The sequence below is a fragment of the Streptomyces sp. T028 genome (assembly GCF_048159505.1).
In the GTDB taxonomy this organism is placed as follows: Bacteria; Actinomycetota; Actinomycetes; order Streptomycetales; family Streptomycetaceae; genus Streptomyces.
In genome coordinates, this window is the sequence record NZ_JBLRVZ010000050.1 from 34,482 (window position 1) to 48,722 (window position 14,241).

Genomic DNA, 14,241 nt, shown 5'->3' on the forward strand with positions numbered 1-14,241 from the left:
CCATGGCACCGACCGACACCCGTCTGCGGACGCAGGCGGAGATCACCGCACGGGTCAAGGCCCTGGAAGCGATGCTGATCGAGAAGGGCGTCCTGACCACCGCCGCCGTGGACCGGCTGGCCGAGATCTACGAGAACGAGGTCGGGCCGCAGCTGGGCGCCAAGGTCGTGGCGCGGGCCTGGAGCGACCCCGACTTCAAGGCCCGGCTGCTCGCCGACGCCACCGGAGCCTGTGCCGAGATGGGCATCGGCGGCCTCCAGGGCGAGGACATGGTCGTGGTCGAGAACACCGACACCGTCCACAACGTGATCGTCTGCACACTGTGCTCGTGCTACCCGTGGCCCGTGCTCGGCCTGCCGCCCAACTGGTACAAGGCACCGCCGTTCAGGGCCCGTATCGTCCGCGAGCCGCGCAAGGTGCTCGCCGAGGACTTCCGGTTCCCGATCCCCGACTCGGTGGAGATCAGGGTCTGGGACTCCAGCTCCGAACTGCGCTACTGGGTGCTGCCGCGGCGGCCCGAGGGCACGGACGGGCTGAGCGCCCTGGCCCTGGAGGCGCTGGTCACCCGGGACTCGATGATCGGCGTCGCCCCCGTCGCCGCCCCGGCGTCATGACCGCCCCGCAGCGGCCGGACGCCGCGGCACTCGACGACACGCGCCGCCGCGTGGAGGACCTCGTCTGCGGTCTCCCCGGTGCCGACCGGCCCTTCGACGAGCCGTGGGAGCTGCGCGCCTTCGCCCTGGCCGTCGCCGCCCACAACGGCGGCCACTACGCGTGGAGCGAGTTCCAGCTATCCCTCATCGAGTCCATCCGGCGCTGGGAGAAGGAGCCGGACGGCGAGCCGTGGAGCTACTACGCACACTGGCTCGCGGCCCTGGAATCCGTCCTCTCCGGTCAGGGAACCCTGTCGCAGGACACGCTGGAGGAGCGGACCCGGACCGTGCTGGCCACGCCCCGCGACGCGGGCCACCACCACGCCCGCCGCGACCCGGTGGCGGTCGCACCGGCCCGAGCGGCCTGACGAGGCCGGGCCCGCTCCCGTGGGCGGGCCCGGCCGGGGAGTACCCAACCGGGTCCACAGGGTGCATCATCAGGAATCGCATTAACAGGAATCCTGATACTTGAAACCTTGTAGATCTGGAGCGGGACCATGTCATTCAGCTCAACCGTCCAGGCCAGAGGCGTCCAGCTGCTGTTCGGCCGCATGATGTCCCGTGTGCACAAGGACCTGCGGGCCACCGACGTCGAGACGCACACCGAAGCACTCCGGGTGGAGACCGGCGCCGGCCCGGTGGCCTGCACCGTCTACCGTCCCGCCGCCCCGGCCGCGGCTCTCGCCCCCGTGTACGTCAACTTCCACGGCGGCGGCTTCGTGGTCGCCCACCCGGAACAGGACGACCACATCTGCCGCTCCATAGCCGCCACGGCCGGCTGCGTCGTCATCAACGTCGACTACGCCGTCGCCCCGCAGCGGCCCTTCCCCGTACCCGTCACCCAGGCCTACGACGTCACCGCCTGGGTCGCCGCGAACGGCACCGCGGGCGGCTGGGACGGTACGCGGCTCGCCGTCGGCGGACACAGCGCCGGAGCCAATCTGACCGCCGCGGTGTGCCGCCTGGCCCGGGACCGGGGCACCTTCACGCCTCGCCTCCAGATCCTCGACTCGGCCCCGCTCGACCAGCTCGCCGACCCCGCCACCAAGCGGTCCCTCATCGCCAAACCGCTCCTCAGCCCCCAGCTGATGCGGATCTTCACCGACGCCTATGTCCCCGACCCCGCCGACCGGGCCCATCCGCTCGTCTCGCCCGGACTGGCCGACGACCTCGCCGGTCTGCCGCCCGCCCTGGTCATCACCGCGGAGAACGACCGCCTGCGCGACGAGGGCGACGCCTACGCCAAGGCCCTGGAGGCCGCGGGCGTCCCCGTCACCCACCGTGTCTTCGAGGGCGTCGACCACTACTTCACCCACACCGGCCCGGTGCCCGCCGGGAGGGAGGCCATCGAGCTGATGGCGACCACCCTGCGCACCGCGCTGAGCGACTGACGCGCCGGGCGCGGTAACTTCGTCGGCGGGAGGGGTGGGCGTTTTTGGGGGGCCCGCCGTACGAAAGGGGTGGTGGAGATCAGCACACAGGCCGGCTCCGCCTCCGCCGCGCGGCAGCGCGTGCCCCTGAGCAGGGAGCGGGTCCTGGACACCGCCGTCGCCCTGGCGGACGAGGGCGGGGTCGACGCGCTCAGCATGCGCAGGATCGCGCAGGCGCTCGGTGTCGTGCCCATGGCGCTGTACAAGCACGTGGCCAACAAGAACGAGCTGCTGGACGGCATGATCGACGCCCTTGTCGGGGAGATCGACCCGCCGGCCGAAGGCGCCGACTGGAAGACCGCCGTACGCCGACGGGTGCTGTCGGCCCGCCGCATGCTGCTGCGTCACCCGTGGGCGCCCGGGGTCATCGAGGCGCGGATGAAGGCTAGGGTCACGCCGACGCCCGCCGTCCTGGCGTATCTGGACTCGATGATCGGGATCTTCCGGGCCGGCGGCTTCTCGGTCGACCTGGTGCACCACACGATGCACGTCATGGGCAGCCGGCTGCTGGGCTTCTCCCAGGAGCTGTTCGAGGAGACGTCCGACCGCGCGCCGGACCCGGACGCGCCGGCGCCCGAGGAGATGGCGGCGCGCTACCCCCACCTCACCGAACTGGTCATGGCAGTCGTCCATGACGAGGACTCCGTCGTCGGCTCGGGCTGCGACGACCAGTCCGAGTTCGAGTTCGCCCTGGACCTGACGCTGGACGGCCTCGAACGGCTCCTGCGCACGGCCTGAATCACGGTTCCGTCGCCGCCGCGGCACCCCTCACCCCTTGACGGGTGTACGCCGTACACCTACCTTGCCGTCAAGGAGGTGTACGGCGTACACCCGGGATGGGACGCGATGGGAATGGGGGAAGTCCGATGAAACCGATGAAGGCGATCGTCCAGGAACGGTTCGGCCCGCCGGACGTTCTGCGGCTCACGGAGACCGACCGGCCCGAGGCCGGGCCCGGCCAGGTGCTCGTACGGGTGCGCGCCGCCGCGCTCAACCCGTACGACTGGCACATGCTGCGCGGCGACCCGTACGTGGCACGGCTGATGGGAGGCATGGGGCTGACCCGGCCGAAGGAGAGGGTGGCCGGGATCGACGCGGCCGGACAGGTGGAGGCGGTCGGCGCCGGCGTACCCGGGCTCCGGCCCGGCGACGAGGTGCTGGGCTTCTGCCCGGGCGCCTTCGCCGAGTACGCGCGCACCACCCCGGACCTGCTGGTACCCAAGCCCGCGGGCCTGACCTTCGCACAGGCCGCGGCCGTACCGGTGGGCGCGGTGACCGCCCTGCGAGGCATCCGCACTGTGGGCCGGGTACGGGCCGGGCAGCGGGTGCTGGTCAACGGGGCGGCCGGCGGCGTGGGCACGTTCGCCGTGCAGATCGCCGCCGGCCTGGACGCCGAGGTCACCGCGGTCTGCAGCGCCCGCAACGCCGACCTGGTGCGCTCGCTGGGCGCCACCCACGTCATCGACTACACCCGGGAGGACTTCACCGAGCGGCGCGCGCACTACGACGTGATCCTCGACAACGTGGGAAACCACCCGCTGGGCCGGCTGCGCCGCGCGCTCACCCCGGCCGGGACCCTGGTGGCCAACGGCGGCGGCTCGCCCGGCCATGTGTTCGGGGCCGTGGGCTCCCTGCTGCGACTGGCCGCGGTCGACGTGTGCGTACGGCAGCGGCTCCGCCCGATCCTCCCGTCCGTCCCCTCCGGACCGGCCCGCGAGGACCTGCTCGCCGTCACCGCCCTCATCGAGTCCGGAAAGCTCACCCCGGTCGTCGACCGCACCTACGCGCTGGCCGACACGGCCGAGGGCCTGCGTCACGTGGAGCGGGGCCATGCGCGGGGCAAGGCCGTGATCAGGGTGGGGTGAGCGAACGAAGGAGGGGGCAACCGAGGGCGCCCCTCGTGGGTCTAGGCAGCGTGACACATCGTCAGGCCCGCCGTGACCAGGAGACGGCGGGCCCGAGCGTCCCGAAGGGGGAGTCCATGCGTATCCGTTCGGCCGTCGCCGTCGTATCCCTTGCCACCGCCGTGTCCGCCTCGGTGGTCCCGGCCGCCGCCCAGGCGGCGCCCCGGGTGCCGATCGGGGGGAGCACCTTCTCGAACGTCCTCGTCAACGGCGGCAAGGACATCGTGCTCGGCCTGACCACCAGGAAGACCGTCACCATCACCTGGAACGTCACCGACCCCGAGGGTCCCCTCGCGTCCTGGGCCTTTCTGTGGCACGGCCCCAACACCGACGACGCCGACAGCCACCTGCCGGCCTACCCGCCGGCGGGCACCTGCACCGTGTCGCCGACGGACCCCACCACCTCCGCCTGCACGATGAGCTTCGGGGTGGACGCCGCACGGGACCTCGACCACAACAGCCTGGCCGGCACCTGGAACGTGCTCATCGAGGCACAGGACGCGACCGACGACTGGACGGACGACGACGTCGCGGCCACGGTGAAGATCAAGCGGAACGCCAAGGCCACCGTCAACGCCTCGCCCGAGCCGGTGAAGAAGGGCCGGACCATCACGGTCACCGGCAAGCTGACCCGCGCCAACTGGGAGAGCGGCACCTACACCGGCTACCGGGGCCAGTCCGTGAAGCTCCAGTTCCGCAAGAAGGGCAGCAGCACCTACACCACCCTGAAGACCGTCACCACCGGCAGCGGCGGCACCCTGAAGACCACCACCAAGGCCACGAAGGACGGCTACTTCCGCTGGGTCTTCACCGGCACCGGCACCACCGGCCCGGCCACGGCCACGGGTGACTTCGTCGACGTGAGGTGAAGCGGCGGGGCGGGCAGGGGGTGACCGGTCACATCCCTGGGTAGGCTCCAGCCGTCGGACGCACGGACGAGGGGACACCGCGTTGGCCACCGCTGGCGAAGCAGCCGGGCAGTCCGTCCTCTGGTCCCATGACGTCCTCGGGCTGCACGCCTTCCTGGACCCCTCCGGGGCGGTCCGGCTGGGCATGCCGGGCCAGGACCGGGACGCCCTGCTCCCCCTTGTCGAGGTCACCGTCACCGGTCACGGCCGCACCTGGTCGGGGGAGCGGTTCATCGACACCGCCGTCGGTGCCCGCCTCGCCCTCCGGGGCCATGAGACGGTGACGGACGGGGACCGGCACTCCACCGCCTTCCGGCTGGCGGACCCGGAGACCGGCCTCGCCGCGCACCTCACCCTCGGGACCTGCCCCGGCGCCGGCTTCCTCCGCGCACAGGTGCGCCTGGTCAACGAGGGAAGCGCCCCGCTCCGGCTGGAGAGCGTGTCCACCCTGGCCCTCGGCGGGCTCATGGACATCACCGGCGCGATGGACGGTCCGACCCTGCACTGGGCGGACAACGAGTGGCTCGCCGAGTGCCGTTGGCGGCAGGCCCCCTTCCGCGACCGGGTCGTCTCCCTGAACCGGTCCGCCCACGGCCACGACGGACGCGGCTGCTTCGAGCGCTCCTCGCAGGGCAGCTGGTCCACGGGACGGCACCTGCCGGTCGCCGCGCTCACCGATCCGACGGGGCGCGCCTGGCTCTGGCAGATCGAGTCCAGCGGGGGATGGCGCTACGAGACCGGGGAACGCGAGGGCGCCGCCTACGTCGCCCTGTTCGGCCCCGACGAGGCACACCACCAGTGGCACCAGACGCTCGCCCCCGGGCAGGACTTCACCACCGTCCCGGCCGTGCTCGCCGGGGTCACCACCGGTGGTCTGGACGCCGCGTTCGGCGAACTCACCGCCTACCGCCGCCGGATGCGCCGCCCGCACCCGGACCACACGGCACTCCCGGTGATCTACAACGACTACATGAACACCCTGATGGGCGACCCCACCACCGACAAGCTCCTGCCGCTCGTCGAGGCGGCGGCGTCCGCGGGCGCCGAGGTGTTCGTCGTCGACGCCGGCTGGTACGACGACGACGCCCAGGGCTGGTGGGACGCCGTCGGCGCCTGGGAGCCCTCGGACAGCCGCTTCCCCGGCGGTATCCAGGAGGTCCTGGACGCCGTCAAGCGGCACGGCATGACCCCCGGCCTGTGGCTGGAGCCCGAGGTGGTCGGCGTACGCAGCCCGCTCGCCCGCACCCTGCCGCCCGAGGCCTTCTTCCGCCGGGGAGGCGTACGCGTCACCGAGCACGGCCGGCACCACCTGGACCTGCGCCACCCGGCCGCCCGCGCCCACCTCGACCAGGTCGTCGACCGGATCGTGGGCGACTGGGGAGTAGGCTATCTGAAGCTCGACTACAACGTCAACATCGGCCCAGGCACCGAGAACAACCCCGAGAACAACCCCGAGAACGGCACCGAGAGCGGCACCGGGAGCGCGGGCGCCGGACTGCTCGGCCACCACCGCGCCCACCTCGACTGGCTGGGCTCCCTCCTCGACCGGCACCCCGGGCTCGTCCTGGAGAACTGCGCCTCGGGCGGACTGCGCATGGACTACGCCCAACTCGCCGTCACCCAGCTGCAGTCCACCAGCGACCAGCAGGACCCCGCGCGCTACCCGCCCATCGCCGCCGCGGCCGCCACCGCGGTCACCCCCGAACAGGCCGCCGTCTGGGCCTACCCCCAGCCGCACTTCACCCCCGACGAGATCGCCTTCACCCTCACCGGCGCGCTGCAGGGCCGTATCCACCTGTCGGGATTCCTCGACCGCATGAGCCCGGAGCAGTCCGACCTCGTCCACCGTGCCGTCTCCGTCCACAAGGCGATCCGCCCGGAGATCCCCGGCAGCCTTCCGTTCTGGCCGCTGGGACTGCCCGCCTGGGAGGACACCTGGATCGCCTCCGGCCTGCGCGGCCCGGCCACCACCTGGCTCACCCTGTGGCGACGCGAGCCGGCCCCGGGGCACGCGCGCACGGCCGACGACAGCACCCGCACCCTCCCGATCCCGCACCTGCGCGGCACCCGCGTCCGGCCCACGGTCCTCTACCCGCCCACCGCCGACGCCACCGCGACCTGGGACCCCGGCCGGGCCCACCTCACCGTCTCCCTGCCGCGCCCCGGCACCGCCGTACTCCTCCGCCTCGCCGAGAACCACTGACCGAGGCATCTCCGCCAGGAGGTCGACCCCCTGGCGGAGATGCCGCAGGTGTCCTCAGCCGCAGGACCCGGTGAACACGTCCACCTCGTCGCTGCTGCTGCCCGCCACCACGAGGTCCTGGACGCCGTCGGCCGTCAGATCGGCCGCCGCCGCCTCGTAGGCCCCGTCGGCCGCCAGCTCGGTCAGCTCGGTCAGCTCACCGCCCGAGGTGCCCTGGAAGACGGTCACGGAGTTCCCCTTGAGCGAGGAGACGAGGACGTCCGTCACGTCGTCGCCGTCGACGTCGGCGGCGCCCACGGCGACCGGCAGGGCGGACGTCGTGTACGCGACGGAGTCCTCGAACGTGCCGTCCCCGTCGCCCGCGAAGATCTCCAGCGTGTTGGAGCCGTTGCTGATGGTGGCCAGGTCGGTCTCGCCGTCGCCGTCGAAGTCGCCCTGGGCGATGGAGTAGAGACGGGCGACACTGGCGTACTCGGTGACGTCCCCGAAGGTGCCGCCGCCGTTGCCGAGCGCCACGCCGACCCCGCCGGCGGTGGCGACACTGGCGGTGGCGATGTCGAGCGCGCCGTCGCCGTCGAAGTCGGTGAGGACCAGCCCGTGCGGCCTGGTCACGGTCACCTCCTCCAGGTCGACCGTGAACGATCCGGCGCCGTCGCCGTACAGCAGGCTCACCCCGCCGCCGCTCTCCTCGGCGACCGCCAGATCCAGGTTGCCGTCTCCGTCGACGTCACCGGGCACGAGGGAGCGGGCCCCCGCGCCGACCGTGTACTGGACGGACGCGTCGAAGGCGCCCGCCCCGGTGCCGAGCAGGACGCTGACCGTGCCGCCGTCGAAGTCGGCGGTGGCGATGTCCGGGGTGCCGTCGGCGTCGAAGTCGGCGATCACTGACTGGTACGGCTTGTCGCCCACCGCGTACTCGGTGGCCGCGTCGAAGGTTCCGTCGCCGTTGCCCAGGAGTACGGACAGCGAGTCGGCGTCGTTGTTGGCCGCGACGACGTCGGCGTTCCCGTCGCCGTCGAGGTCGCCGGTCACCACGTGCCGGGGGTTGTCACCGACGGAGGCGGCGGCCTTCGACTCGGTGAAGACCAGGTCGGACGAGCACGCGGTGGCCGTCGTCGTGGCCGTCGTCGTGGCCGTCCCGGTCGCCGAGGCCATGGCCGCGAGGCTGGCGCCCAGGGCTAACGCACCGGCGGTGCCGAGGGCCAGGATGCGACGGCTCCGGTGCTTCTTGTGACTGCTCATGGAAAGAGGGGGTGCCCTTCGTGTGGAGGGGGAGAGGCCCTGAGGACAGGCCTTGTCATGGGCACGGGAACCTAGGGTGTGCTGCTGTGATTCACGTGGGTCGGGACCGTGGTTTCGTATAGCGCGTGCAGCGTGGGCCGGGCAGGGGTTGCCGCCGTCGTGGCGACGGCGTTAGCTGGAGGTATTCAGCGGTACATCCAGAGCGCCAGGGTCACGAAACGGACCGAGGGGCTCAGCCTCGACATGGGTTCGCCTCACCCTGCGTTCGACGTGGAGGTGATCCAGGTGAAAGCCGTTGTCTACGACAAGCCCTTCAGTGTCACCGTGCGTGAGGTCGACGATCCTCGGATCCAGCACCCGAACGACGTGCTGGTACGGGTGACGTCGACCGCGATCTGCGGATCCGACCTGCACATGTACGAGGGACGCACGGCCGCCGAGGCGGGCATCGTCTTCGGCCACGAGAACCTCGGCATCGTCGAGGAGACGGGCGCCGGCGTGACCTCGCTGTCCAAGGGCGACCGGGTCGTCATGCCGTTCAACGTCGCCTGCGGGTTCTGCAAGAACTGCCTGGCCGGGAAGACCGGCTTCTGCCTGACGGTCAACCCGGGCTTCGCCGGCGGGGCGTACGGCTATGTGGCCATGGGCCCCTACACGGGCGGCCAGGCGGAGCTGCTGCGGGTGCCCTTCGCCGACTTCAACTGTCTGAAGCTGCCGCCGGGCAGTGAGTTCGAGAACGACTTCGTGCTGCTCGCCGACATCTTCCCGACCGGTTACCACGGCTGCGAGCTCGCCCAGGTGATTCCCGGTGAGAGTGTGGCCGTCTTCGGTGCCGGCCCGGTCGGCCTGATGGCCGCGTACTCCGCGCTGCTGCGCGGTGCCTCCAAGGTGTTCTCGGTGGACCGCGTGCCCGAGCGGCTCGCCAAGGCCTCGGAGATCGGAGCGATACCGATCGACTTCACCAAGGGCGACCCGGCGGCCCAGATCAAGGAGCAGACCGCAGGCGAGGGGACCGACAAGGGCGTCGACGCCGTCGGCTACCAGGCCCAGGCGCACGACGCGAGCCACGAGGAACCCGCCGTCGTCCTCAACACGCTCGTCGAGACCGTACGGCCGACCGGCATGCTCGGTGTCCCCGGCCTGTACGTCCCGGCCGACCCGGGCGGGCCCGACGACAACGCCAAGCACGGCCAGCTGCTGGTCTCCATCGGACGTATGTTCGAGAAGGGGCAGCGGATGGGCACCGGCCAGTGCAACGTCAAGCAGTACAACCGCCAGCTGCGCGACCTGATCATCGCCGGGCGGGCCAAGCCCAGCTTCGTGGTCTCCCATGAGCTGCCGCTGGAGGAGGCGCCGCTCGCCTACCAGAAGTTCGACCAGAGGATCGAGGGGTACACGAAGGTCGTGCTGCACCCCGGTCACGCCCTCGCGGCGTAAACCACCATCCAGCAGGCGGCGGGTCGACCGCCGGGCCGAGCCCGGCGGCCGGCCCGCCGTGAGCAGGTCTTCTCGCGGAACGGGGCACGGAACGGGGCACGGAAGAGGGCTACGAGGCCGCCATGACGGAAAAGCCGGAAAGGCCCGAGAAAACGGGAAAGCCGATCCACCCGACGGAACCGGTGAAGGTGACAGGACCCAAGCGGTCCAGCGTCGGCGTGCCCAGCATCGTCGCGTCCGCGCGCCACTCCCTGGCCGAGATGGGCCCGGGACGGAGCCTGCGGACGCTGCGGAGCCTGAACCAGGCCGACGGTTTCGACTGCCCGAGCTGCGCCTGGGGCGACCCCGCCCCCGAGCACCGCAAGACCGCGGAGCTCTGCGAGAACGGCGTCAAGGCCGTGGCCTGGGAGGCCACGCGCAAACGCGTCGGCGCGGCGTTCTTCGCCGAACACTCCGTCGCCGACCTGCGCGAGCGCGACGGCCACTGGCTGGAGTCGCAGGGACGGCTGACCCGGCCGATGCGGCTCGCCCCCGGCGCCACCCACTACACCCCCATCGCGTGGGAGGAGGCGCTCGCGCTCGTCGCCGACCGCCTGCGCGGCCTCGCCGACCCGGACCGGGCCGTCTTCTACACCAGCGGCCGTACGAGCAACGAGGCAGCGTTCCTCTACCAGCTGCTGGCGCGCCGGCTCGGCACGAACAACCTCCCGGACTGTTCGAACATGTGCCACGAGTCGAGCGGCGCCGCCCTGACCGAGACCCTCGGCGTCGGCAAGGGCCTGATCGCCTACGACGACATCGCCGACCACGCGGACCTGATCGTCGTCGTGGGCCAGAACCCCGGCACCTGCCACCCCCGGATGCTCACCGCGCTCGAACAGGCCAAACGGCGCGGCGCCCGGATCATCGCCGCCAACCCGCTCCCCGAGGCCGGGTTCGGCCGCTTCCACAACCCCCAGACCCCGCGCGGCCTCCTCGGCCGGGGCACCCGGCTCGCCGACCGCTGGCTCCCGGTGCGCGTCAACGGAGACCTGGCCCTGTTCGCGGGCCTGAACAAGGCGCTGCTCGCCCGCGAGGACGCCCGGCCGGGCTCCGCCCTCGACCACGACGTCATCGACCACGACGTCATCGACCACGACTTCGTCGACCGCTACTGCGAGGGCTTCGAGGCGGCGGCAGCGGCCTGGCGGGCCCTGGACTGGCGGCGCATCGAGACCATGGCCGGTCTGTCCCGCCGTACGATCGAGGACTGCGCGGCGGATGTGCTCGCCGCGGACCGTGTCGTCGTCTGCTGGGCGATGGGCCTCACCCAGCACCGCAACGCGGTGGCCACCATCCGCGAGATCGTGAACTTCCTGCTGCTGCGCGGCAACGTCGGACGCCCCGGCGCCGGACCCGCCCCGATCCGCGGGCACAGCAACGTCCAGGGCGACCGCACCATGGGCATCTGGGAGAAGATGCCGGACGCGTTCCTGGACCGGCTCCGCGACGAGTTCGGCTTCGAACCGCCCCGCGCCCACGGCCTGGACACCGTCGACTCGATCAAGGCCATGCGCGACGGCCGGGTGGACGTGTTCATGGGCCTCGGCGGCAACTTCGCCGCCGCCACACCCGACACCGAGGTCACCGAGGCCGCACTGGCCCACTGCGCCCTCACCGTCCACATCGCGACCAAGCTGAACCGGTCCCATCTGTGCCACGGCACCGAGGCGCTGCTGCTGCCCTGCCTCGGCCGCACCGAACGCGACCCGCAGGCCTCGGGGGAGCAGTTCGTCACGGTCGAGGACACCATGGCCATGGTCCACGCCTCGCAGGGCCGACTGCTGCCCGGATCGCCGGACCTGCGCAGCGAGGTCGCGATCATCGCCGGCCTGGGGCAGGAACTCTTCGGCGAAGGGCTCGGCTGGCGCGCCATGCGCGACGACTACGCCGTGATCCGCCGCCACATCGAGCACGTCGTCCCCGGCTTCCACGCCTTCGAGCAGCGCGTACGGCAGCCCGGTGGCTTTGTCCTGCCCAGGCCGCCGCGCGACTCCCGCACCTTCCCCACTCCGACCGGGAAGGCACGCTTCACCGTCAACCCGCCCACCGCCGCCGAAGTCCCGCCCGGACACCTGCTGTTGACGACCGTGCGGTCCCACGACCAGTTCAACACCACGGTCTACGGCCTCGACGACCGCTACCGGGGCATCGAGGGCGGCCGGCGGGTCGTCTTCCTCAACGGCGACGACCTGCGCGACCTCCGGCTGCGCGACGGCGACCAGGTCGACCTGGTGAGCGTCAGCCCCGACGGCGAGCGCCGCGCCCGGGGCTTCCGAGCCGTCCGCTACCCGACCCCACGGGGCTGCGCCGCCGCCTACTACCCGGAGACGAACGTGCTGGTCGCCCTGGACTCCACGGCGGAGACCAGTAACACACCAGCCACCAAGTCCATCCTGATCCGCGTCGAACCCTCCGGCGCCGAACCCACCGGCGCCGGGCCCCGGCTCACCCCACGCTCAGCGTGATCGCCCCGCTGTAGGTCCGGCCCGGCGCCGGCTCGGTCGGCGTCCCGTCCACGGTCATCGTCACCGCGCCCCCGTCCGGGCCCGTCACCGTGGAGTCCGCGTCGAGGGTGAGAACGCTGAGGTACGACGTCCCGGTCACCGCCCACCGCGAACCACCGGTCAGGGTGACCAGGACCCCGTTGTTGACGACCGGCTGGACGGTGTTGGTGACCTGGCCCAGCTCGGCGTACTCGGCGGAGCTGATGGAGTCGACGGCGTGCCGGGACACGGAGGCGGACAGGACGCCCTCGACGGTCGAGCCGTCGAAGGTCAGCGCCAGGTTCTGCCCGCTGCGGCGCGCGTTGAAGAAGTCGCCCCGCAGAGCGATCGCCGTGAAGGAGGCCGTCGTGTCGGCGGAGTGGACCTGGGTGACGTCGAAGGTGTCGTCGCGCACGGGGTCGCCGGTGGGCTCGGTGTACACGCCGTTGATGGAGCCGGGGTTGTCGGTCTCCATCAGCTGCAGCAGCACGCCGTTCTCGGCGCTGACGCCGGCGCCCTGGGAGCCGTCGACGGTGATGGTGGCGCGAACGGCCTTGACCAGAAAGGCGGTATGACGGGTCGTCAGCGCGGTCGCTCCGCCGATGTCCAGGGTGCCGGCCCCGTGCCACATCACGCCGAAGCCCCGGGAGTCGATCCGGCTGCCGCGCACGGGGAGTGCGGCCAGCTCGGCGTCCGAAAGTCCCAGCGAGAGTTCGGAGTTGAGGGCGGCGACCACCTCGGCGGTGCTGTCGCCGTAGGTCACCGTCCCGTTGGAGGCGCCGATGATCGTCGCATAGGTGCCGGCGTCGATCTCGCAGCCCAGGAGCCGTTCGTCGATGGCGCCGTCGGCGAAGGTGGCGTACCCCTCGTCGCCCAGGTTGGCGATCCGGCAATTGATCGCGGTGGCCCGGGAGTTGGAGGTGGAGTCGGTGGAGAACGCGCCCCAGGTCTCGGACTCGACGCACGAGGAGAGGTAGGTGGCCGTGGTGTTCGCACCGAGGAGGTTGACCGTGCGGACATTGCCGGAGATGCCCAGCCGCCACGGCACGACCAGCATGTTGGCGCCACCCGCCGGGACGTAGTCGGAGGGCAGGACCCCGTTGAGGCAGCGGATACGGGAGTTCTTGACCAGCAGGGCGCAGCCGTCCGCCGCGACCACACCGGTGCGTACGACACCGACGTTCTCGACGGTCACCCCGTCCAGCACCAGACTCGTGCCCTGGCCCGTCCCGACCACGGCGGCGCCGTCCCCGACGAAGTCGCAGCGGCCGTTGCCGGTGAAGGCGAACCGGGAGTTCCGCAGGTCGTAGGAGCCGCCCTCGGCCACGTACACCCCGTCGAAGGCCTCCCCGGTCGAGACGACCCGGACGCCGCTCGCCCCCGAGTCCGTCACCTGCCCGCCGGTCACGGCCGACAGCGCCGACCTGGTGGTGACCACCCCGCTCGCCCCGACGTACAGGGCCTGCCGGAGGGAGAAGGTGACGTTGGCGAAGGACGCCGTGGTCCGCTCGGCCACGGTCAGCACGATGTCGCCCTCGTACGCGCCCGGCGCGAGGGTCGTGCTCGTCGCCAGCGTCGGCGTGATCGCCGAACCGGTCTCCACTGCGTCGACGGTCAGCGTCAGGCTGTACCCGTCCGGTACGGCGAGCGTCCCGCCCTCGGCGATGGTGAGCGCGCTCAGCCGGGTCGTCGTGTCCAGTACGTACGTCTCGCCCGCACCCACCGACAGGGTGCCGGCCCGGGCAGCCGCGTGCGCGGGCGTCGGCAGCGCGGGCAGGGCGAGCGCAGCCGCGCCGGCGGCGAGGAGAGCCCGGACACGGGCCCTCATCGGCACACCGGAGGTGTCGGCTCCTTCGACGTCAGTTCCTTGGATGGGCTTCATGAGCCCTTCTCTAGTGTCGACACTAGAGACCAGTCAAGGGGATGTGTCTTGATTCTC

The 14,241-nt window shown here is 71.8% G+C and carries 11 protein-coding genes; 9 read left to right on the forward strand and 2 right to left on the reverse strand.

Going from position 1 to position 14,241, the window contains the following annotated elements; all coding sequences use genetic code 11:
* Positions 1 to 2: 2 nt before the first annotated feature.
* The 7 genes from nthA (at position 3) to ACLZN2_RS39590 (ending at position 7,098) form a co-directional block, all read left to right on the forward strand.
* Positions 3 to 614 (forward strand): nitrile hydratase subunit alpha, encoded by a 612-nt coding sequence (gene nthA / locus ACLZN2_RS39560; protein WP_416984442.1) that lies wholly within the window; start codon positions 3 to 5, stop codon positions 612 to 614.
* A complete protein-coding gene (locus ACLZN2_RS39565; RefSeq protein WP_416984443.1) occupies positions 611 to 1,021 on the forward strand; it encodes a nitrile hydratase accessory protein in 411 nt (136 codons plus the stop codon). The genes nthA and ACLZN2_RS39565 overlap by 4 nt, the downstream gene beginning before the upstream one ends.
* A 129-nt stretch (positions 1,022 to 1,150) precedes the next feature.
* Entirely contained in the window at positions 1,151 to 2,044 is an 894-nt protein-coding gene (locus tag ACLZN2_RS39570; RefSeq protein WP_416984445.1) for an alpha/beta hydrolase, read from the forward strand.
* A 69-nt stretch (positions 2,045 to 2,113) separates the two neighbouring features.
* On the forward strand, positions 2,114 to 2,821 hold the full coding sequence (locus ACLZN2_RS39575; RefSeq protein WP_416984447.1) for a TetR/AcrR family transcriptional regulator C-terminal domain-containing protein: 708 nt from the start codon (positions 2,114 to 2,116) through the stop codon (positions 2,819 to 2,821).
* Between the two features lie 137 nt (positions 2,822 to 2,958).
* Positions 2,959 to 3,948 carry an NAD(P)-dependent alcohol dehydrogenase gene (locus ACLZN2_RS39580; RefSeq protein ID WP_416984614.1) on the forward strand — a complete coding sequence of 330 codons (990 nt, stop codon included), beginning with the start codon at positions 2,959 to 2,961 and terminating at the stop codon, positions 3,946 to 3,948.
* Between the two features lie 116 nt (positions 3,949 to 4,064).
* A complete protein-coding gene (locus tag ACLZN2_RS39585; protein ID WP_416984448.1) occupies positions 4,065 to 4,856 on the forward strand; it encodes a hypothetical protein in 792 nt (263 codons plus the stop codon).
* 184 nt (positions 4,857 to 5,040) lie between these two features.
* On the forward strand, positions 5,041 to 7,098 hold the full coding sequence (locus tag ACLZN2_RS39590; RefSeq protein ID WP_416984616.1) for an alpha-galactosidase: 2,058 nt from the start codon (positions 5,041 to 5,043) through the stop codon (positions 7,096 to 7,098).
* Positions 7,099 to 7,152: 54 nt separating this feature from the next.
* Here the strand turns inward: ACLZN2_RS39590 and ACLZN2_RS39595 are convergent, their stop codons facing one another.
* A complete protein-coding gene (locus ACLZN2_RS39595; protein WP_416984449.1) occupies positions 7,153 to 8,340 on the reverse strand; it encodes an FG-GAP repeat domain-containing protein in 1,188 nt (395 codons plus the stop codon).
* A 285-nt stretch (positions 8,341 to 8,625) separates the two neighbouring features.
* On the opposite strand from ACLZN2_RS39595, the gene ACLZN2_RS39600 reads away from it, so the two are divergent.
* Entirely contained in the window at positions 8,626 to 9,777 is a 1,152-nt protein-coding gene (locus tag ACLZN2_RS39600; RefSeq protein ID WP_416984451.1) for a glutathione-independent formaldehyde dehydrogenase, read from the forward strand.
* A gap of 122 nt (positions 9,778 to 9,899) precedes the next feature.
* A complete protein-coding gene (locus ACLZN2_RS39605; RefSeq protein ID WP_416984452.1) occupies positions 9,900 to 12,284 on the forward strand; it encodes an FdhF/YdeP family oxidoreductase in 2,385 nt (794 codons plus the stop codon).
* Here the strand turns inward: ACLZN2_RS39605 and ACLZN2_RS39610 are convergent.
* Positions 12,265 to 14,184 carry a hypothetical protein gene (locus ACLZN2_RS39610; protein WP_416984453.1) on the reverse strand — a complete coding sequence of 640 codons (1,920 nt, stop codon included), beginning with the start codon at positions 14,182 to 14,184 and terminating at the stop codon, positions 12,265 to 12,267. The genes ACLZN2_RS39605 and ACLZN2_RS39610 overlap by 20 nt on opposite strands.
* Between the last annotated feature and the right edge of the window lie 57 nt (positions 14,185 to 14,241).

What these genes read in the sequence shown, in the direction of transcription:
- nthA (WP_416984442.1), top strand. Translation starts at nt 3, where the DNA reads ATGGCACCGACCGACACCCGTCTGCGGACGCAGGCGGAGATCACCGCA.
- ACLZN2_RS39565 (WP_416984443.1), top strand. Translation starts at nt 611, where the DNA reads ATGACCGCCCCGCAGCGGCCGGACGCCGCGGCACTCGACGACACGCGC.
- ACLZN2_RS39570 (WP_416984445.1), top strand. Translation starts at nt 1,151, where the DNA reads ATGTCATTCAGCTCAACCGTCCAGGCCAGAGGCGTCCAGCTGCTGTTC.
- ACLZN2_RS39580 (WP_416984614.1), top strand. Translation starts at nt 2,959, where the DNA reads ATGAAGGCGATCGTCCAGGAACGGTTCGGCCCGCCGGACGTTCTGCGG.
- ACLZN2_RS39585 (WP_416984448.1), top strand. Translation starts at nt 4,065, where the DNA reads ATGCGTATCCGTTCGGCCGTCGCCGTCGTATCCCTTGCCACCGCCGTG.
- ACLZN2_RS39590 (WP_416984616.1), top strand. Translation starts at nt 5,041, where the DNA reads ATGCCGGGCCAGGACCGGGACGCCCTGCTCCCCCTTGTCGAGGTCACC.
- ACLZN2_RS39595 (WP_416984449.1), bottom strand. Translation starts at nt 8,340, where the DNA reads ATGAGCAGTCACAAGAAGCACCGGAGCCGTCGCATCCTGGCCCTCGGC.
- ACLZN2_RS39605 (WP_416984452.1), top strand. Translation starts at nt 9,900, where the DNA reads ATGACGGAAAAGCCGGAAAGGCCCGAGAAAACGGGAAAGCCGATCCAC.
- ACLZN2_RS39610 (WP_416984453.1), bottom strand. Translation starts at nt 14,184, where the DNA reads ATGAAGCCCATCCAAGGAACTGACGTCGAAGGAGCCGACACCTCCGGT.